Consider the following 19,309-nt stretch of genomic DNA (forward strand, 5'->3'; position numbering starts at 1 on the left):
CTAACGCTACTCTCAAGAAATTATAACCCTGCTTTTACATACTCCAGCACGGTAGTATCGAAATTTTGCTGGTGGTTGATAAACGTACTTTTTATAGGAAGATAATACAGGATCGAAGCCAACTTTGAATCTTTTAAACGCACATAATCTTTCTCGGTCGTAATAATTTTCCTCCCCTGCGCTTTATGCTGAATGGTTTCTAAATCGGCATCCGAGAAATGGTGATGATCGGGAAAAGTCAGACACTCGTCTTTTTCATTTTTTAAATAATCAAAAAACGGAGTCGGTTTTGCAATTCCAGCCAAAAGCAATTTTGATTCTGATTGGATATCGTGTACTGCAATTTTCTGGTCTTTACTATAAATAAAATCATCATAATCAATAAAAGTAAAATAGAGCTGTTGCGAGCAGCTGAGCTTTAACTTCAGTCTGATTTCTTCCTGTTTCTGTTCTGATAGCTCTTTCGGACATTTTGTTATGATGACAATATCGGCTCTGTTCGCCCCGCTTCTGCTCTCTCTTAGATTTCCGGTTGGCAGCATAAAATCATCGGCATACAAATCGTCATAGGAACTTAGTAAAATATAAAACCCTGCTTTTACTTTTCGGTGTTGGTAAGCGTCATCTAACAAAATTACCTGTGGTTTTTCTGTTTGCGAAAGCAATTGCGTGATTCCGTTTCTTCTGTTGGCATCAACAGCTACCTGAATATTGGGGAATTTTTGATAAAACTGAAAAGGTTCGTCGCCTAAAATTTCAGCATTAGAACTCTCACTGGCCAATACATAACCTTCTGATTTTCGTTTGTAACCACGGCTGAGCGCCGCCACTTTATAACGATCCGACAAGAGTCGGATAAGATATTCGATTTGAGGGGTTTTACCCGTTCCGCCAACACTAAGATTTCCAACAGCAATCACCGGAATATCAAATGAAACAGATTTCAAAATTCCTTTGTCAAAAAGAAAATTCCTTACGGCAGTAATGAATCCGTATAAAATGGCAAAGGGGAAAAGTATTTTTCTAAGTACATTCATTTTACGAAAGTATAATATTTTTCGTTAATTTGTTTCAAGTTTCCGCCATAACCTGGAACTTGAAACCTGAAACTTGGAACTTGAAACCCAAAACAAAACTAAAAAATGAAAATCAAAGATATAATAGCGGTCCTTGAAGAAATGGCCCCTCTGGGGTATGCCGAAGATTTTGACAATGTCGGACTCTTAGTGGGTAATACCGAAACTGAAAGTACAGGAGTTTTGGTTTGCCATGATGCCTTAGAGCAGGTTATTGAGGAAGCAATTGCCAAAAACTGCAATCTGGTGGTTTGCTTTCACCCTATTTTATTCTCCGGAATCAAAAAAATCACAGGAAAAAACTATGTGGAACGCGCCATTTTGAAAGCCATCAAAAACGACATCGCTATTTATGCCGTACATACCGCTTTAGACAACCATTCGCAAGGGGTTAATAAAATATTTTGTGATGCATTAGGCTTAGTCAACACAAAAGTTTTGGTTCCGAAACAAAATTTTATTCAAAAGTTAGTTACTTATACCACTGTCGACAATTCCGAAAAAGTGAGAAATGCCATGTTTGAAGCCGGTGCCGGAACCATTGGAAATTATGACAATTGCAGTTTTAATACAGAAGGTTTTTTCACGTTTCAGGGAAATGAAAACAGCAATCCGGTCATTGGAGAAAAAGGAAAATTACATACCGGAACGGAAATAAAAATTGAAGTTATTTATGAAAAACATTTGCAGTCAAAAATTCTGAAAGCACTTTTTTCCAGTCATATCTACGAAGAAGTTGCCTATGAAATTTATAACATACAAAACGCACATCAGAATATTGGCCTCGGAATGATCGGCGAATTTGAGAGCGAAATGGATGAAAAAGACTTTCTGCTTTTTGTAAAAGACAAAATGATTGCCGACGGAATACGCCATTCGGCCTTTCTGGGCAAAAAAATCAAAAAAGTAGCTGTTCTTGGGGGCTCAGGAAGTTTTGCCATAAAAAATGCCATTCAGAGTGGAGCCGATGCTTTTTTGACTGCCGATTTAAAATACCATCAGTTTTATGAAGCAGAAAACCGACTTCTTTTGGCCGATATTGGTCATTTTGAGAGCGAACGGTATACAAAAAACTATATTGTTGATTATCTTCGAAAAAAAATCCTTAATTTTGCAATCATTTTATCAGAAGAAAATACAAATCCAGTTAAGTACTTATAGAATATGGCGAATACGAAAGAATTAAGTGTTGAGGACAAGTTAAGAGCAATATACGATTTACAGCTTATTGACTCCCGAATTGACGAAATCAGAAACGTAAGAGGAGAACTTCCTTTAGAAGTAGAGGATTTAGAGGATGAAGTTGCAGGTTTAAGCACGCGTTCAGAGAAACTGAAAAGTGAACTTGAAGTGATTGAGGATCTTATCAAAGCAAAGAAAAACGCTATTGACGAGCACAAAGAGGTTATCAAAAAATACACAAAACAACAAGAATCAGTTCGTAATAACAGAGAATTTAATTCTTTGACTAAAGAGGTTGAATTTCAAGAATTAGAAATTCAATTGGCTGAAAAGCAAATCAAAGAAATGAAGGCTTCTATCGAACATAAAAAAGAAGTTATTTCTAATTTAAAAGAAAAACTTGACGCAAAAAGTTCTCATTTAAAACATAAAAAATCAGAACTGGATGCAATTATGTCTGAAACTCAAAAAGAAGAAATCTTCTTAACAGAGAAATCTGCTGAGTATTCAGGTCAAATTGAAGAAAGATTATTAGCTGCTTATGTAAGAATCAGAAGTAGTGTTCGTAACGGTTTGGCAGTTGTATCTATCGAAAGAGGAGCTTCAGCAGGATCATTCTTTACAATTCCACCACAAACTCAGGTAGAAATTGCTTCAAGAAAGAAAATCATTACTGATGAGCACTCTGGAAGAATTTTAGTTGACAGCGCATTAGCTGAAGAAGAAAAAGAAAAAATGGAACAATTGTTCTCTAAATTCTAAATACAAGTCCCGATCCAATCGGGACTTTTTTTTTGCATTTATTTTTGCCACAGATTAAAAAGATTAACACAGATGGAAAACCACTAAAGAGTGAAATAAAATCCGTTATAAATCACTTTAATCTGTGGCAAAACATTTTTCACCCAATTTAGAATCATATTTTTTACCTTTAGAAAAAAAATTACGTTTTGGGAATTAAAAAAGGAATACGCTTCATCACATTAAAATCGGTCGGATCTTACATTAACTTTTTAAGTTACGTTCGCCCACAAAAAGCCGTTGAGCTTTCTTATGCACTTTTCAGTCAGCCCAGAATTGGGAGACTTCAGAAGGACAGCCTGCCCAAAGTATTAAGAAATACCGAAACAGAAACGTTTCATCATAACGAGCATCATTTTCAAACCTACATCTGGAAGGGTAACGAAACTAAAATATTGCTTGTTCACGGCTGGGAAAGTAATGCTTCCCGCTGGAAAAAAACGCTGCCACATCTTCAAAAATCAGGAAGCACCATTATTGCGATTGATGCTCCTGCACACGGACAAAGCAGCGGTAAAGAATTTAACGTTCCGCTCTATGCCGAATTTATCAATAAGGCGGTAGAAAAATACCAGCCCACCATTATTATCGGTCATTCTATCGGAGGTGCTGCCTGTGTTTACCATCAATACTTGTTTCCCAACACCAGTATCAACAAAATGGTCATTCTTGGCGCTCCATCCGACCTGAAAACACTGATCGACAATTATATCTCAATGTTGAGTTTAAACACCAAAATGTTTACACTTTTAGAAGGCAAATTCATGAATCGCTTCAATTTCAAACTCGAAGATTTTTCCGGACAACGCTTTGCCTCCCAATTTAATGTTTCGGGTTTAATCGCACACGACACTTCAGATAAGATCGTTGCTTTTGAAGAAGGAAAAAAAATTGCGAGCAATTGGAAAAACAGTCAGTTTATTGAAACGAAAGGCCTAGGCCACGGAATGCATGACGACGAGTTGTATCAGAAGGTTATTGAATTTTTGTTTGCTGCTGAGGAAAGGAGCTAAGGTACTGAGGCACTAAGTTTTTTTATTGCTTTTGATTACGATAAAGGAGAAATATTCGTTAGTAATTCCGCAACGAAAACCCGATCTATGTCGAGTTTCGTGTGTCATCTCTCCCCTCGGTTGAGATGACAAGATTGCATTTAAACAACAATTTTAAAATTCTTCAACAATTCTTTTTCACCTTTTCCTGTTATTATAACTGCTCTTGAATCTTTCGTTCTTCTGATCCAGTCTTGCTCCAGCATTTTATTCAACAACAAGGTTCCTACTGATCCCGCGATATGATTTCGTCTTTCGCTCCAGTCGAGACATGGTTTTAAGAATATTCGTTTTTGCTTTTGGGCTTCTTCTAAATTAATTCCGAAATCTGAGAACCATTTTTCTCCTTCAGGACTAATTCCGAAAGTGTTATTATTTTCGATTATTATTTTTTGTTCGACTAAACTATTGGCTAAAGCCACTCCTATTTTACCCGCCAAGTGATCATAACAAGTTCGGCAATATTTTATTGGAGGATAATTTTCGGTTTTCTTTTTTGATGAAATCTCCGGCTTCGGAATTAGGTTTGCCATTGCTTCAACGACATAAGCAACTTCTTTACTAGAAAACCTGTAGTATTTATGTCGACCTTGTTTTTCGACAGCCAATAAATTTGCTTCAAGAAGTTTGCCCAAATGCATACTCATATTTTGCGGCGATGTATTTACAGCAACTGAAAGTTCTGTGGCAGTAAAAGCCCTTCCGTCTAGCAATGTCCACATAATAGCTGCGCGCGTAGCATCACCAATTAATCCTGCCGCTTTTATAAATTGATCTTCCATTTTAGGTTTTCATAGTTAAATATAGAATGAAGTATTCTTTTGTAAAGTTAAATAACTTTGCTAAAAACAATCTACATGACCGCTACTTTATTCCTTCAGTCCGATGTGCAAGATCCTTATTCAATCTATAAACTGATGCTGGATCAAAACCCCATACATTGGGACAAAGACAATAAAATCTGGGCAATTTACTCCTACAGACATTGTGTTGAAATTCTAAAAAATCCAAAAGCTTTAATTCCGGTTATCAATTTAAACAACGAACAAAAATTAAATAAACACGCATTAGATATTCTGACTAACTTAACAAGATTATCAAATGGAATTGAACACACTATAAATCGCGAAATTGCCACTTTACTATTTTCAAACCTAAAATCTGTCCACATCACGGCATTACTTTCTCAATTGATAAAAGATGATGTAATCGAAAACAAAATTGATTGGGTAAATTCGGTTTGTAAAAAATTACCGCTTTTGGTTCTTTTGAAAAGTTTTGGTTTTAAGGAAAATGATTCTGCTTTTATATTAGATAATATCGAAGCTTTAGTCCAAATAATGCTTCCGGCTAAAAGTGAAGAACAAGTAAAATGGATCAATGAAATTTCTGAAACCATATTTTCTATCACTGAAAAATATTTATCATTCGATTTCTATGAATCTTTATCAAATAAATTATTAGAATCAGAAACTCTTTCGCTTGACGAAATAAAAAAAATAGCGACTAGTAATTTGATCGGATTTTTTATTCAGAGTTATGACGCCGGACGAGGAATTTTGAGTAATTCATTATTACAAATTCTTGCTAACAAAAGTTTTTCAGATAAAGGCGAAATACAAAAATCAGTTATAGAAACGCTACGATTTGATCCGCCCATTCATAATACAAGACGAATTGCAAATGGAGATATTACTATCGGCGAAAGCCTAATTAAAAAAAATGACCCTATATTAATTGTACTTGCTTCGGCAAATCGTGATTCTGAAAAGTTTAAAAATCCTCTTATTTTTGATTTTGAGAGAAACAATAATGACGAAAATCTAACTTTTGGAATTGGTGGACATATGTGTCTTGCAAAACATTTTTCAATTAATTTGGCGACTGAAGTTTTATGGTTTCTATTTCATGAATATAAAACAATCACACTTCTAGAAAATAATATAAAATACGAACCCCTGATTAATGCCAGATTACCAAAACATATCTGGATTTCGATAAAATAAAAAACAAAATATGATAGCTGTAATTTTTGAAGTAATCCCTAACGAAGGAAAAAAAGAAGAATATCTGAACATCGCTGCAAGCTTGCGACCAGAATTAGACCATATCGATGGATTTATTTCGATAGAACGTTTTCAGAGTTTTAGCGATCCTGACAAAGTTTTGTCGCTGTCTTTCTGGAGAGACGAAGAAAGCATTCAGCAATGGAGAAATCTTGAAATGCATCGTCATGCGCAAGCAAAGGGGCGAAATGAAGTTTTTAAAGATTATCACTTAAGAATTGCCTCAGTAGTTCGCGATTACGGAATGTTTGACCGGAAAGAAACTCCTTCGGATAGTTTGTCATATCATGAATAGAGGTTCAAAGTGGCAAAGGCTCAGAGGTACAAAGTTTTTTTTTAAGACATTATCTTACAGTTAAAGTAACGCATTCTTGACAATTTTTAGAATAATAAATTTATGACAGAATCCGTTTAATCCGCGTCTTTGCGGAGCGAATCCGCATCATCCGTGTTCTATAAAACGTTTGTGAAGATTTCGTGCCTCAAAAAACAAGATTGTGTAAAATTCACAATCCAACAATCTAAAGTCTGGAATCTAAAATTCTAAGAAGTCTAAATTTTGACTACTTTTGCAGTATGGAAGAGAATTTAAAACGTCTGAATAAATTTATAGGAGAAACTGGGTATTGCTCTCGTCGTGAAGCCGATAAACTTATTGAAGAAGGACGCGTAACAATAAATGGTGCCGTACCGGAAATGGGAACAAAAGTTTCGCCGGATGACGAAGTACGTATTGATGGAAAGCTTATTGTAGAAAAACACGAAAAAATGGTGTATTTGGCGTTCAACAAACCTGTTGGAATTGAATGTACCACCAATCTCGAGGTTCGAAATAATATTGTAGATTATATTAATTACCCGAAACGTATTTTCCCAATTGGACGTCTGGACAAAGCGAGTGAAGGATTGATTTTTATGACGAATGACGGTGATATTGTCAACAAAATTCTGCGCGCCAGAAACAACCACGAAAAAGAATATACGGTAACGGTTAACAAACCTATTACAGATCGTTTTATTCAGCGAATGGGAAATGGTGTTCCGATTTTAGACACAGTTACCCGAAAATGTAAAGTAGAGCAAATCAGCAAATACACTTTCAAAATTATTCTGACACAAGGTCTGAACCGCCAGATTCGTAGAATGTGTGAATATTTGGGATATGATGTAACGGCTTTAAAACGTATCCGAATTATTAATATTTCACTGGATGTTCCGGTGGGACGTTACCGCGATTTGACTGATGATGAAATTAAAGAACTAAACCGCTTAATTGAACCATCGAGTAAAACAGAGGAAGCAAGTTTGCCAAAGGAAGAAGCTCCGAGACGAAGAACAGAATTCATCTCTAAACACGATCCCCGATTTAAGAAAAAAGGAGATTACTAAACCGATAAAAAAATCCCATTGATTTATAACCAATGGGATTTTTCTTTTTTCGTATTTTTTATATATCAAAAACAATGCTGCTATGTATTTTTATAGCCAACACTGTATCAAAACCATCTTCTTCTTTTAAATAGGAATGCCCCACAGGAAGACAAAATAACAGATACAAAAAGCAATATCCAAAAACCAAATTTACTTTCTTCCATGCCATTTGGCACGTTCATTCCATACAAACTGGCAATCAGAGTAGGAATCATCAGAATAATAGAAATCGAAGTCATTTGCTTCATAATATTATTCATGTTATTCGAAATTACCGAAGCATAAGCATCCATCATCCCCGTCAAAATATTACTGTAAATATTAGCGGTATCCTGTGCCTGACTTAACTCGATATCTACGTCTTCCAGCAAATCAGGATCAAAATGCTCCCGGTGTGCTTTTAGATTTTTAATTCGATGAAACAAAACATCATTCCCTTTTAAGGAGGTAATAAAAAACACCAAACACTTTTCGATTTGCAAAAGCGCCTGTAATTCTTCATTTTTAATTGATTTCTCCAGATTATCCTCCGCTAGTTTTATCTTTTGATTGATTTGCTTCAAATATTTCAAATACCAGACACTTGACGACAATAACAGTCTTAAAACTAAATCGAAGTTGTCTTTTATCAGTATGTTTTTTCTTTTGCTGTATTGTACAAAATCGGAGATAATTTGTGTTTCATAAAAACTGATGGTCACACAAATATCTTCTTTAAAAATCAGCCCCATAGGAACGGTCTGAAAAGGAAGTTTCACGTCGTTGCTTTTTATTGGTACGCGCATGATAAACAAATTCCAGCCATCTTCAGACTCCAAACGAGGTCTTTCGTCAATATCTTCAATATCATTATAAAAGGCTTCGGGAATTTGAAGTTCGTCCAGTAAATACTTTTTTTCAGTTTCTGACGGAGATTCAATACTGATCCAGCAGTTTGGAGTCCATTCTTTAGTCTCGATTAATCCGTTGTTGTTTTTGTAAAAGGCTTTCATTTCAAAATTGCAGGGGTTATTGTAGCAATTTGAAAAACTTCAAAAGCTACTTTAATTAAATACTAACGAATCATAATCGTCCATTGGAGAAGTTTTTTTTAAGTGCTGCAAAAGTATCCTTTATTTTTATAACCAAAAACAATTGGACATTAAAAAACCGTCTTAATACCATAATTAAGACGGTTTTAGAAACTATTTAGTATTCACAAACTCATAATAGAGTGCTTTCGACAGAAAAGGATCATTCTTATGGTCTTCTACACGATTCTCTTCCAGATAACCTTGTCCTTCACCCCCAATATTTAGGGTTGAAAAGTAAGCATTGCGGCTTTCATCATTAAAATGCAAACTTCTTAAAAACCTTGGCTCAACTCCTTTATTTACTGAGATATTATAGTTTGTAATAAGATTTCCCCAATTCACAAAACTGCACAACAGTATGGTTCCATAAAAGCACCAAACCATTTGATTGAAAAGATAGGCATTTGTTTTTTGTCGGCTGATTTTTAAAAATGTAAAGATCAAACCCATTACCGCCAAAATCAGAAAAGCATAAACCCCCAATCTTTTATAAGTCAACCCGAAGAATGAAACATACTCTGAGTTTTTAATAATGGTACTGACAATCAAAACACCGTTTAAAGCAATCCATATTTTAGCCAGCTTTTTAAGAGGAGCCGCTTTTTTATCAAAATTAAACCCTCCTTTAAAGTAGAACAGTATCACTCCGACAGCCATAATAATCGAAAAGATTACGGCATTTACTCTTTCGTGAGTCGCTGAGCTGAGTTTAGAAGCTTCAACGGTTTCAAAAAATTGCTCGTAATTATAGGTAATGATAAAAACCAGCAGCATGAAATTTAATAAGACTAATGTAATCTCACCGCTTTTTCTTTCAAAGTCTAAATCCAGAAACGAAAATGTCTGCTGATTTTTGATTTCGCTGATGTTGTTAAATTCATTATCTAAAAGTTGATTCTTTTCATAACATATTTCGGGAACCCAATAATTCCAAAAACTAAATGAAATGTAAAATCCTAAAACTCCTAACACGATGAGCTCAAAAAGATTAAGATCTAAAGTATAATCCGTTAGCAGGGACGAAAAATGCTCGCTCCCAAAAGAATAAGCAGTAAAGAATACGGCAAGAAAAATCAGGGGAATAACAACATAAGCCACTAGTTTTTTCGCGAAATTATTGTGGATTTTTTGTTCCGGAAGCCATTGGCTGAACATAAAAACACGGCCTAAAGTGGCAAACGCATTTAAAAACACAAGCGGAAATATCTGAATTATTTTAAGTTCCGGATCCTGTGTTCTGAAATGCAAAAACAAAATGGACATTGAAAGTGCCAAAAATGACGGAAAATCTCCGTACCAGGCAAAAGCCAGACAAGATAAGACCGACGTTACTACCAGAATCAAATGTGATCTTTCGGTAAACCTGTCCTGAAAAAAATAACAGATCAGTCCGATAAATAATAAGCCAAAAATAGCAAGGTTAACGCCCATTGCTTCATTGTAAAAAAGCAGTATAAAAATTAAACTGCAAGCTGGGATAATTTGATGTTTTTTCATAAGTGTTGCATTAAGTTAATAGTATTCAATAGGTTACCACCCGTTCTTTATTGATTTTGTTTTACTTTTTTTTAAGGCGATTTTATCATTTTAAATTTAAAAGTACTTTGCATTTCAAAGTATTTGGATAAAAAAATAGCGTTATTACGATTTCATCAATTTTTCAAGATAAGAAAGATGCTCTTTGAAAGCCGCACGTCCTCTGGGAGTTACCTGATAAGACGTTTTAGGCTTTTTGCCCACAAATTCTTTTTTTACTTCAATATATTCTGCTTTCTCAAGCGCTGAGGAATGACTCGCCAAATTTCCATCGGTGATGTTCAGGAGGCTTTTCATCTCCGTAAAATCCACCCACTCGTTGACCATCAGTATGGACATTATCCCCAATCTGACACGGCTTTCAAAATCTTTATTTAGTTTATCAATAATTCCCATGAAATGGATTATTTATACTTTTTGAACATTATTAATCCGTACAAGATATGCAAAATACCAAATCCAATGATCCAAAAAAGCAAACCATATCCAATAAAAAATAGAGAAACAAATCCTAAAAACAACTCACAGAAGCCCAGATATTTAATATCCGAAAAAGTATACTTTTCAGCATTTATCAAAGCCAGTCCGTAAAAAATTAAAGTAGCCGGTGCAATTAAGCCATAAATCTGATGGTAAATTAATGCCAGACAAAATATACCGCCTGCCAATAATGGAACCGCCAGGTTAAAAAGCATCTTTTTAGTTGCCGAAGTCCAAATAGGCAAATCATACTTTCGGCTTTTTCTAACCGTAAAAAGTAGTCCGAAAGAGAATGCAACAACTAAAATAATCAAGCCAATAGAGACTAGTTCTGAAACCAGGTCAGCAGAATAGGAATAGTTTTGTTCATACCCTCCGCCAAAATACTCGAGATTCTTTGCTTTAAATAATTGATATACATACAATCCACCAATCAAAGCAGAAAGTCCCGAAAATACCCCTGAGAGTCCGCTTAACGATATAAATCTTGAAGAGCGCTCCATCATGGAACGGATATGTGCTAAATCTTCTTGGTGCTTCTGATTCATAAATAAAGTACTTTGAGATACAAAGTTATATAATAATTTGAATTGACAAGAAAATTTTTCAATAAATTTTATTTAAAGGAGAAATTCCAAATCGCAAAAACCCAAATTCCAACTGGCCGTTAGATTTTTTTTCTATGTCTTTATGTATTCCCGAGAAAAAAACAAGGCTTGAGCATTGTCCGCGGATGAAACAGATTTGCTTTGCAAAAACACGGATTAGCACGGATTATTTCTTCTAAAAGAAAAATTCCAAATCCCATTCTGATTTTTGGAATTTGGAATTTGATTATTTTTATTCTGTGCTTTTGTCTAATCCCGACGAAACAATAAAGCTCAAATAATTCCCGCGGATGAAACAGATTTGCTTTCCAAAAATGCGGATTAGCACGGATTATTTCTTACAAAAGAAAAATTCCAAATTCCAATTTGAGTTTTGGAATTTGGAATTTGGAATTTGTTTTTTTTATTTCTTATTTTTCTGTACTACGCATCTTTCTTGCTAAAAGTGTATTTTTAAGCAACATTGCGATTGTCATTGGCCCTACTCCACCAGGAACAGGTGTAATATATGATGCTTTTTTACTTACTCCATCAAAATCAACATCACCGGTAATAACATATCCTTTTGGACTTGAAGCGTCTTCTACTCTTGTAATTCCAACGTCGATTATTACTACTCCTTCTTTTACCATATCGGCTTTTAAGTAATTCGGAACTCCTAATGCCGTGATAATAATATCGGCACTTCTGGTGTATTCTTCGATATTTTGGGTACGACTGTGCGTTAGTGTAACTGTCGAATCTCCGGATTACCTTTGCGGCTCATTAAAAGACTCATTGGGCGACCAACGATATGGCTTCTACCAATAACAACGGTATGTTTACCTGCTGTTTCAATGTTGTAACGCTCTAGCAATTGCATGATTCCAAATGGTGTTGCAGGAATGAAGCTGTCCATTTCTAAAGCCATTTTTCCGAAGTTGGCAGGATGAAAACCATCTACATCTTTATCGGGATTGATGGCCATTAAAATCTTTTGTTCGCTGATGTGTTTTGGTAAAGGTAACTGCACGATAAAACCGTCAAGGTTATCATCTTCATTGAGTTCTTTAATTTTTTCCAGTAGTTCAGCTTCAGTAATTGTTTCAGGTAAACTCACCAAAGTCGAATCAAAGCCTATTTGCTGGCAAGATCTTACTTTACTTCCTACGTAAGTTAAACTTGCTCCATCCGTTCCAACGATTACCGCTGCCAGGTGAGGTACTTTCCCTCCCGCATCTTTTATCGATTGAACTTCGGCTGCAATTTCGTTTTTAATGTCTTCAGCTGTTTTTTTACCGTCTAGTAGTTGCATTGTGTGTTTAAAGTTAAATGTTCTAAGTTAAATGTGAGAAGCTAAACTTCTCTTATATCAATTTAATTAAAAAATTTAAGGTCTAAAATTCCAGTGTATTACTTGAAACTTTAAACCTTAAACTTTTATTTTTATCTCGGCATTCCGCCTGGCATTCCTTTCATTCCGCCCATCATCTTCATCAGATTTTTTCCACCCGGACCCTGCATCATCTTCATCATCTTGCTCATTTGGTCGAACTGCTTCATTAACTGATTTACCTGCTCGACTTTGGTTCCGGAACCTTTAGCGATTCTGGCTTTTCTTTTTACGTCGATAATCGAAGGTTTGCTTCTTTCTATTGGGGTCATCGAGTGAATGATGGCCTCAATATGTTTAAATGCATCATCTTCAATCTCTACATCTTTCATGGCTTTTGAAGCACCCGGTATCATTCCAACCAGATCTTTCATATTACCCATTTTCTTTACTTGCTGAATCTGCGTAAGGAAATCGTCAAAACCAAATTCGTTTTTAGCGATTTTCTTTTGAAGTTTTCTGGCTTCTTCTTCATCAAATTGTTCCTGCGCTCTTTCTACAAGCGACACAACATCACCCATACCTAAGATACGCTCGGCCATACGATCCGGATAGAAAACATCAATTGCTTCCATCTTCTCACCTGTACCCACAAATTTGATTGGTTTGTTTACAACCGATTTAATCGAAATTGCAGCTCCACCACGTGTATCACCATCTAATTTTGTTAAAATAACTCCGTCAAAATTCAGAATATCGTTGAAGGCTTTGGCTGTATTCACAGCATCTTGTCCTGTCATGGCATCCACAACAAACAAAGTCTCCTGAGGCTCTATTGCTTTATGAACACGAGCAATTTCATCCATCATTTCCTGATCTACTGCCAAACGACCTGCCGTATCGACAATCACGACATTAAAACCGTTTGCCTTAGCATGTTTGATTGCGTTTTGAGCAATTTCAACAGGGTTTTTATTTTCCGGCTCTGAGTAAACCTCAACGCCTATTTGATCTCCCACAACATGTAACTGATTGATCGCCGCAGGACGGTAGATATCACACGCTACTAAAAGAGGTTTCTTGTTTTTCTTCGTCTTTAAGAAATTGGCCAGTTTTCCTGAGAAGGTCGTTTTTCCCGAACCCTGAAGTCCTGACATTAAAATAACTGAAGGATTTCCGGAAAGATTTACACCGGCAACATCACCACCCATTAATTCAGTAAGTTCATCTTTAACCAACTTCACCAACAATTGTCCTGGCTGAAGTGTTGTTAAAACGTCCTGACCAATTGCTTTTTCTTTTACTTTCGTAGTAAAATCTTTAGCAATTTTAAAGTTAACATCGGCATCAAGTAAGGCACGACGAACTTCTTTTAAAGTATCGGCAACGTTTACTTCTGTAATTTTACCGTGTCCTTTTAATATATGGAAGGCTTTATCTAACTTATCGCTTAAATTATCAAACATACTTTTTTCTTTATTTGAAGTGCAAAGATAATCTAATTAGACATTTCAGGCAATTTTTATTTAATCACATTTAAACTTGAAGTGTACGCTAATTTTACCGCAAAGAGCGCAAAGTTTTACGCAAAGCTCGCTATGATTTTTTTCTTGCAAAGAGACGCGAAGTCGCACTATTTTTTCCCGCTGATTTAGCTGATTTTTTTTGCATACTTAATCTAAAGAAAGAATCTGCCCAATCTGCTAAATCTGCGAGAACAAAAAAAGGCGCAAAGATTAAACCTTTGCGCCTTTGTAACTTAGTTCCTCTGAACCTTTGAACCTATTTTCTAAAACTGGAAGTAAATAAACGGCTGTGAACCGGCAACTGCTGTTGCGTAAACAATCCAATATACAAATCCTAGTACGATTGCTTTTCCAATCAGTGGTGTATTATCAAAGGCCCATTTCATTTTCGAGGTAATCACTTCCGGTAAGAAGTGCCATACGTATCCGAAAAGCATCAATAAAAACACGTTTTTATATCCTAATATGATGGCTTGCCAATTCTCCGGTTCGAATGTTAGCTGACCAATGTTATTGATTACCTGTAAAGCCGTTTCAAAATCTCTGGCGCGGAAAAATATCCAACAGAATACCACAAAATGAAACGTAATGACGATCGAAAAGAATCTCCACAAAAACCCGGAACCTTTGCCTTCTTTTTTGGAAGGGAAGAACTCCATGAATATTTTATGAACCGCTAATGCCAAACCGTGTAAGGCTCCCCAAACAATAAATTGTGCTCCTGCTCCGTGCCATAATCCGCCCAAAAGCATGGTGGTAAACAAATTAAAGTTGGTTACCAGCGTTTGGTTTTTCTTTTTCGAAAGTAAAAATGTCAGACAGAAAAGCACTATTGCACCAATCGCTATCCCTAACGGAATAAAGCTCTCGTTTATATTTGAAATCCCCCAAAGCAATAAGCCAAAGAAGAATAAACTCGGGAATAAAAATCCGGCAAATGTTCCTTCACGGTTTCCACCAATAGAAATATATAAAAAGTCTTTCAGCCAGGTCGATAACGAAATATGCCATCTTCTCCAGAAATCTGTAATAGAAGTCGATTTATAAGGTGTTCTAAAGTTGGCCGGCAGTTTGAATCCTAACAACAAAGCGATTCCGATTGCCATGTCTGAATATCCTGAAAAGTCGCAATAAATTTGAATGGCATATCCATAAGACGCCATTAAATTTTCGAAGGACGTATAATTCATCGGTGTATCAAAAACACGATCGACGAAGTTTATAGAGATGTAATTTGAAATTACGGTTTTCTTAATCAATCCGCCAATAATCAAAAACAAGGCATTGTTTACATCCTCTCTGGTCAGATTTAATTTTTGATAAATCTGAGGCAGGAAGTCTTTCGCCCTAACGATTGGCCCTGCCACCAGCTGCGGGAAAAACGAAACGAAAAACAAGTATTCGATATAGTTTTTGGTTGGCTTGATTTCTTCACGATAAATCTCAATAATATAACTCATCGACTGGAAGGTATAAAAGGAGATTCCAACCGGAAGAAAAATATCATGTAGTTGGTAATTCCCATGAAACATATCATTGAAAGTAACAATCATGAAGTTCATGTATTTGAAATACCCCAACAATCCCAGATTCAGGATTACACTTATCACCAGATAAATTTTCTTTGTACTGTCTTTTGCTTCTCTGTAAATAATCTGACTCAGACCATAATCAACAACGGACGAAAGCAATAACAGTAAAAAGTAAATCCCGCTTGACTTGTAATAAAAGAAAAGCGAAAAGAGAATAACGTATGTTAATCTCAAATAAAATGTTTTGCGTAAAAAGGCATACACAAAATAAAAAACGAGAAATAATCCCAAGAACAAACCGGTATTAAACAGTAATTTTTCTTCAGGATTGTATATAAACCAACTTTTGGCCTGTTCTAAAGTAACTTCACCAAAATTCTGAATAAACCAATTATTTATGCTATCAATTGTAATCAACTTAATTCTTTAATTTAAAATTATCGTATGCTTTTAAAAATGCTTCTGTAAACAAGTTCCCTTGTTTTTCGTATCCTTTTTTAGAATAATGAACCCAATCCGGCCCAATTAATCCTGAGGATTTTAAACTCCGAATTCCATCCATGCCCCCAAGCTCATCGTATAAATCCCAAACTGCAAAACCATCTGTTTTTGCAATTTCAATGATACTTTTTGCATAATCGCGGACATAAACATTGGGTCTTCTGGCTTTGAGTAAAGAGGGAGGCGGCGTCATTACAATGATAGAAACATTACTATTTTGTTCTTTTACATTTTTTATAAAATCGCGTAACTCCTTTATATAGGCCGATGCCTCCATATGATCGTAGCTTTCGTTTGTTCCCAGCGAAAAAATCATAAGATCGGCATGCAGTGCTTTTAACTGTTCAAAAAACAACGGGTATTTGTTATAATCTGAAAACTTGGCTCCGTTGACTCCAATGCTGCTGTAAATTAAACCCGGTGCGTCTTTTTCTAAAACTATCCCGTTCAGTTCATACTTTGAAGCCTCTTTATTCGGAAGCAGAAAAATACGATTCAGCGTTTTTTCAGAATTATAATAATGAGTAAACGAATCGGATTCCAGATTTAACGGAACAAATTCAGAGCTCGTGATATTTCTGGGCTTGGTTTCGTTGGTTCTGATTTTCAATGTTCGTCCCGCGCGAATATTATTAGACTTTAGATGATTGTCTTTTCTGATATCGGCCACCGAAACATTGTATTTATCCGCAATGGTAGAAATAGCTTCTCCTTTTTTAATTTTATGCGTGATTACTTTACGCTCTGTAGACTGAATCGTTCTGATTTGAGAAGAGGTTGCCAAATCAAACATATTCTGATTGTGAGGCGTAATGATCTTAATGGTATTAAAATTATAAGCCGGATCTTTAACATTCAGCTCAACGGCGAAACCGCCATTGTCTCTCCAAAGTGCAATTCCGCTTAATCCAACCGGAACATTTTTGAAAGGGTGAATGTTTCGATAACTTTCCCATCCTCTGTTCGAACGAAACCGCTCGTTGTAAGAACCGTTTGTCTTGGCCAGCTGATGCGGAAAAACAAGCCCGCGACCGGCGTTACCAAATTTTTGTTGCAGGTTTTTCCTAATCTCATTTGTCATCAAATCACTCTGGATATGAGAATCTCCAACGTGCACCACATTGATTTTTCGACTATTTTGGGTTTCGTTCGACTTTAATTTCAAAAAAAACGGCACCAAAACTTCTGCATTATAGATTCTGTCTCCCGAAAAAGAATCAACAGCTGCTGTATCGACTTTATGAATCATATTTTTTGGAATTGGAATTGGATCTGTCTTTGGTGTTTTATCGTTTGTTGAGAAAAAAAGACAACAAAAGAAAATAATTAGTCTATTCATTTACGCTATCTGTTTTTACAGCAACGGAATCTGTATTGGTTTTCCTGACTGCTTTCCGTTTAGTTGCATCAGCTTCTCTGTTTACTCGCAATACTTTATATTGCTCGTATCCTTTATTCAATTGATCGTATAATAATTTACCAATAGCTTTTGCGCCACGCTGGTTAAAGTGGGTGTAATCTTTATTGGCTTTTGCCGGAGATTCATCTACCCATTTCACCATCGATCCGTCACCTCCCATTAAGGTGTACAAATTCACAAATCCGGATTCGGTTTCAAGTGCATATCTTTTTTGCGCTCTCATTAAAGGAACAACAGCTGAATCGGTTTTCATTTCCAAATCGTATTTGGTCGATTTATCAGCCGTCGAGATAATCAAAATAGAAACTCCCGGAAAAGATTCCTTAATTTTATTCACGGCTTTGGTCATTCCTCTTTGGTACCAATTGTAATTCTTGGTTCCGTAATTTAAAACGTTGGTTCCGTAATGCAAAATAACCAGGTCGTACTTCAGACTGTTATTGAATCCCTGCATCACATTGGCATTAAACATCGAAATTGGCAAACCTGAGTTCCCTCTTTGCGAGAAGTTGTCTACATGGATTCCGCTTCCGTTATCAAAGTTAAAACCATAGATTGGAATCGAATCGGAATGAATAAAATTAGCTTTAAACCCTTTTATACTTCCTGAAGTTACTTTTAGGGTGTTGATCAGATTGTTTGGAACAAGGCTTTTTCGCAAGGTATCTCTTCCGATAATGAAGTTCACGTTTCCTTTTTTAGACCCCCTTCCATAATACAATGTTGGATTGTCTAAAGTTGTCGCGTGTTTGTTCAATCCGGCTTCATACTGAACCCAGGTTGTATTTGATTTATCATTTGCAAAAAACACGTGGCCATTTACTCCAAAAGGACTTGTTGGGTGTTTTACGTTCAGATACGATTGCATTTTCCAGTTTTTGGAAGACGACGATTTCACAGAACCTCTTGATGCAGCAGATTCTGAGTTAATCGAAACAAAACCAACTCCACTACCTCCAAAACGTTCCTGGTAATTGACACGAACATCCTGCACAATTAAATCTCCATCGGTCATAGAATCTCCGTAATAAGCGATTCTGACTTTGGCTTGCGGATTCTTTTCCAGCTGGTATAATTTTTCGTAAAAAGAAATCAGGTATTGATATCCTTTATAGTTATCGAAAGTTTCAGATGGAAATTCAATTCCTTCTGAGGCATCAAAAACGATTTTTTCTCTCGCTTCTTTTTTCTCGTCTTCGGTCAGACTGTCTCCTTGCTGTTCCAGAGAATCATTTGCGACTGACTCCAAAAGCAGACTATCGATAAGTACGTTTTTAGAATTTACTTTACTATCCGAAAAAATTTTATCGGGTAAGATTTGCTTAAATCCAATGAAAGCGATGAATGCCAATGCCACAATTGCAAAAGACTGAAAGAAATAAGATTTTGTATTCACTCGTAATAATAAATTTGAAGAAAGGATTCGTTAAAATTTCTATTCAAAATTCCTACTAATTCCTTATAAAAAAGTATGGGCAAAGATAGAATTAAACATTAATTTATAGATTGTTTTTAACATTAAAATAAAACAAAAAAAAGAGGCTGAATAAATCCAACCTCTTTATCAAAAAAAAAATAAAAAAAACAAAGCTAATGATTAACTAAATTTTAAAGTGAACAGAGCTTAATTGACTCAATGTATTCTTATTGCACTATAATTTTACCTGTTTTAATTTCTTCACTTCCCGAACGGATTTTATAGAAATAAAGTCC

General features: G+C 35.7%; 16 protein-coding genes and 1 pseudogene. 6 read left to right on the forward strand and 11 right to left on the reverse strand.

Going from position 1 to position 19,309, the window contains the following annotated elements; genetic code table 11:
- Positions 1 to 20: 20 nt before the first annotated feature.
- Positions 21 to 1,037, reverse strand: a complete 1,017-nt coding sequence (lpxK, locus tag OLM61_RS04215) for a tetraacyldisaccharide 4'-kinase (RefSeq protein ID WP_264525233.1) — start codon at positions 1,035 to 1,037, stop codon at positions 21 to 23.
- A gap of 105 nt (positions 1,038 to 1,142) precedes the next feature.
- Here lpxK and OLM61_RS04220 point away from each other — a divergent pair, with 105 nt between their 5' ends.
- The 3 genes from OLM61_RS04220 (at position 1,143) to OLM61_RS04230 (ending at position 4,072) form a co-directional block, all read left to right on the forward strand.
- Entirely contained in the window at positions 1,143 to 2,237 is a 1,095-nt protein-coding gene (locus OLM61_RS04220) for a Nif3-like dinuclear metal center hexameric protein (protein WP_264525234.1), read from the forward strand.
- 3 nt (positions 2,238 to 2,240) lie between these two features.
- Complete coding sequence (locus OLM61_RS04225) at positions 2,241 to 3,020, forward strand: zinc ribbon domain-containing protein (protein ID WP_173964407.1); 780 nt, start codon at positions 2,241 to 2,243, stop codon at positions 3,018 to 3,020.
- A 188-nt stretch (positions 3,021 to 3,208) separates the two neighbouring features.
- Positions 3,209 to 4,072, forward strand: coding sequence for an alpha/beta fold hydrolase (locus OLM61_RS04230; protein WP_264525235.1), 864 nt, complete (start codon positions 3,209 to 3,211; stop codon positions 4,070 to 4,072).
- A 140-nt stretch (positions 4,073 to 4,212) separates the two neighbouring features.
- On the opposite strand, the gene OLM61_RS04235 is transcribed toward OLM61_RS04230, so the two are convergent.
- Positions 4,213 to 4,893 carry an ArsR/SmtB family transcription factor gene (locus tag OLM61_RS04235; RefSeq protein WP_264525236.1) on the reverse strand — a complete coding sequence of 227 codons (681 nt, stop codon included), beginning with the start codon at positions 4,891 to 4,893 and terminating at the stop codon, positions 4,213 to 4,215.
- Positions 4,894 to 4,968: 75 nt separating this feature from the next.
- On the opposite strand from OLM61_RS04235, the gene OLM61_RS04240 reads away from it, so the two are divergent.
- From OLM61_RS04240 to rluF, 3 genes are all read left to right on the forward strand, one after another.
- Positions 4,969 to 6,117, forward strand: coding sequence for a cytochrome P450 (locus OLM61_RS04240; protein WP_264525237.1), 1,149 nt, complete (start codon positions 4,969 to 4,971; stop codon positions 6,115 to 6,117).
- A gap of 10 nt (positions 6,118 to 6,127) precedes the next feature.
- Complete coding sequence (locus OLM61_RS04245) at positions 6,128 to 6,472, forward strand: antibiotic biosynthesis monooxygenase family protein (RefSeq protein ID WP_264525238.1); 345 nt, start codon at positions 6,128 to 6,130, stop codon at positions 6,470 to 6,472.
- A gap of 281 nt (positions 6,473 to 6,753) precedes the next feature.
- On the forward strand, positions 6,754 to 7,566 hold the full coding sequence (gene rluF, locus OLM61_RS04250; RefSeq protein WP_264525239.1) for a 23S rRNA pseudouridine(2604) synthase RluF: 813 nt from the start codon (positions 6,754 to 6,756) through the stop codon (positions 7,564 to 7,566).
- Between the two features lie 107 nt (positions 7,567 to 7,673).
- Here rluF and OLM61_RS04255 read toward each other — a convergent pair whose 3' ends face one another.
- The 9 genes and pseudogenes from OLM61_RS04255 to OLM61_RS04295 all read right to left on the reverse strand — a co-directional run bounded on the left by OLM61_RS04255 (position 7,674) and on the right by OLM61_RS04295 (position 18,992).
- Entirely contained in the window at positions 7,674 to 8,600 is a 927-nt protein-coding gene (locus OLM61_RS04255; protein ID WP_264525240.1) for a magnesium transporter CorA family protein, read from the reverse strand.
- A gap of 192 nt (positions 8,601 to 8,792) precedes the next feature.
- The gene (locus tag OLM61_RS04260; RefSeq protein WP_264525241.1) at positions 8,793 to 10,178 is read right to left on the reverse strand and encodes a DUF4173 domain-containing protein; all 1,386 of its coding nucleotides are present in this window, start codon (positions 10,176 to 10,178) and stop codon (positions 8,793 to 8,795) included.
- Between the two features lie 144 nt (positions 10,179 to 10,322).
- Positions 10,323 to 10,613 carry a winged helix-turn-helix domain-containing protein gene (locus tag OLM61_RS04265; protein WP_264525242.1) on the reverse strand — a complete coding sequence of 97 codons (291 nt, stop codon included), beginning with the start codon at positions 10,611 to 10,613 and terminating at the stop codon, positions 10,323 to 10,325.
- 8 nt (positions 10,614 to 10,621) lie between these two features.
- Positions 10,622 to 11,245: a hypothetical protein gene (locus OLM61_RS04270; protein ID WP_264525243.1), complete on the reverse strand. Its 624-nt coding sequence runs from the start codon at positions 11,243 to 11,245 to the stop codon at positions 10,622 to 10,624.
- A 470-nt stretch (positions 11,246 to 11,715) separates the two neighbouring features.
- A pseudogene (locus tag OLM61_RS04275) lies at positions 11,716 to 12,599 on the reverse strand (bifunctional 5,10-methylenetetrahydrofolate dehydrogenase/5,10-methenyltetrahydrofolate cyclohydrolase).
- Between the two features lie 131 nt (positions 12,600 to 12,730).
- On the reverse strand, positions 12,731 to 14,083 hold the full coding sequence (gene ffh / locus OLM61_RS04280; protein WP_264525244.1) for a signal recognition particle protein: 1,353 nt from the start codon (positions 14,081 to 14,083) through the stop codon (positions 12,731 to 12,733).
- A 323-nt stretch (positions 14,084 to 14,406) separates the two neighbouring features.
- Complete coding sequence (locus tag OLM61_RS04285) at positions 14,407 to 16,092, reverse strand: MBOAT family O-acyltransferase (protein ID WP_264525245.1); 1,686 nt, start codon at positions 16,090 to 16,092, stop codon at positions 14,407 to 14,409.
- Between the two features lies 1 nt (position 16,093).
- On the reverse strand, positions 16,094 to 17,515 hold the full coding sequence (locus OLM61_RS04290; RefSeq protein ID WP_264525246.1) for a GDSL-type esterase/lipase family protein: 1,422 nt from the start codon (positions 17,513 to 17,515) through the stop codon (positions 16,094 to 16,096).
- Complete coding sequence (locus tag OLM61_RS04295) at positions 17,508 to 18,992, reverse strand: SGNH/GDSL hydrolase family protein (protein ID WP_264525247.1); 1,485 nt, start codon at positions 18,990 to 18,992, stop codon at positions 17,508 to 17,510. Before OLM61_RS04295 ends, OLM61_RS04290 begins: the two co-directional genes overlap by 8 nt.
- Positions 18,993 to 19,309: the final 317 nt, after the last annotated feature.

The organism is Flavobacterium sp. N502536, from assembly GCF_025947345.1.
Taxonomy (GTDB): Bacteria; Bacteroidota; Bacteroidia; order Flavobacteriales; family Flavobacteriaceae; genus Flavobacterium.

What these genes read in the sequence shown, in the direction of transcription:
- lpxK (WP_264525233.1), bottom strand. Translation starts at nt 1,037, where the DNA reads ATGAATGTACTTAGAAAAATACTTTTCCCCTTTGCCATTTTATACGGA.
- OLM61_RS04220 (WP_264525234.1), top strand. Translation starts at nt 1,143, where the DNA reads ATGAAAATCAAAGATATAATAGCGGTCCTTGAAGAAATGGCCCCTCTG.
- OLM61_RS04225 (WP_173964407.1), top strand. Translation starts at nt 2,241, where the DNA reads ATGGCGAATACGAAAGAATTAAGTGTTGAGGACAAGTTAAGAGCAATA.
- OLM61_RS04235 (WP_264525236.1), bottom strand. Translation starts at nt 4,893, where the DNA reads ATGGAAGATCAATTTATAAAAGCGGCAGGATTAATTGGTGATGCTACG.
- OLM61_RS04240 (WP_264525237.1), top strand. Translation starts at nt 4,969, where the DNA reads ATGACCGCTACTTTATTCCTTCAGTCCGATGTGCAAGATCCTTATTCA.
- OLM61_RS04245 (WP_264525238.1), top strand. Translation starts at nt 6,128, where the DNA reads ATGATAGCTGTAATTTTTGAAGTAATCCCTAACGAAGGAAAAAAAGAA.
- rluF (WP_264525239.1), top strand. Translation starts at nt 6,754, where the DNA reads ATGGAAGAGAATTTAAAACGTCTGAATAAATTTATAGGAGAAACTGGG.
- OLM61_RS04255 (WP_264525240.1), bottom strand. Translation starts at nt 8,600, where the DNA reads ATGAAAGCCTTTTACAAAAACAACAACGGATTAATCGAGACTAAAGAA.
- OLM61_RS04260 (WP_264525241.1), bottom strand. Translation starts at nt 10,178, where the DNA reads ATGAAAAAACATCAAATTATCCCAGCTTGCAGTTTAATTTTTATACTG.
- OLM61_RS04265 (WP_264525242.1), bottom strand. Translation starts at nt 10,613, where the DNA reads ATGGGAATTATTGATAAACTAAATAAAGATTTTGAAAGCCGTGTCAGA.
- OLM61_RS04270 (WP_264525243.1), bottom strand. Translation starts at nt 11,245, where the DNA reads ATGAATCAGAAGCACCAAGAAGATTTAGCACATATCCGTTCCATGATG.
- ffh (WP_264525244.1), bottom strand. Translation starts at nt 14,083, where the DNA reads ATGTTTGATAATTTAAGCGATAAGTTAGATAAAGCCTTCCATATATTA.
- OLM61_RS04290 (WP_264525246.1), bottom strand. Translation starts at nt 17,515, where the DNA reads ATGAATAGACTAATTATTTTCTTTTGTTGTCTTTTTTTCTCAACAAAC.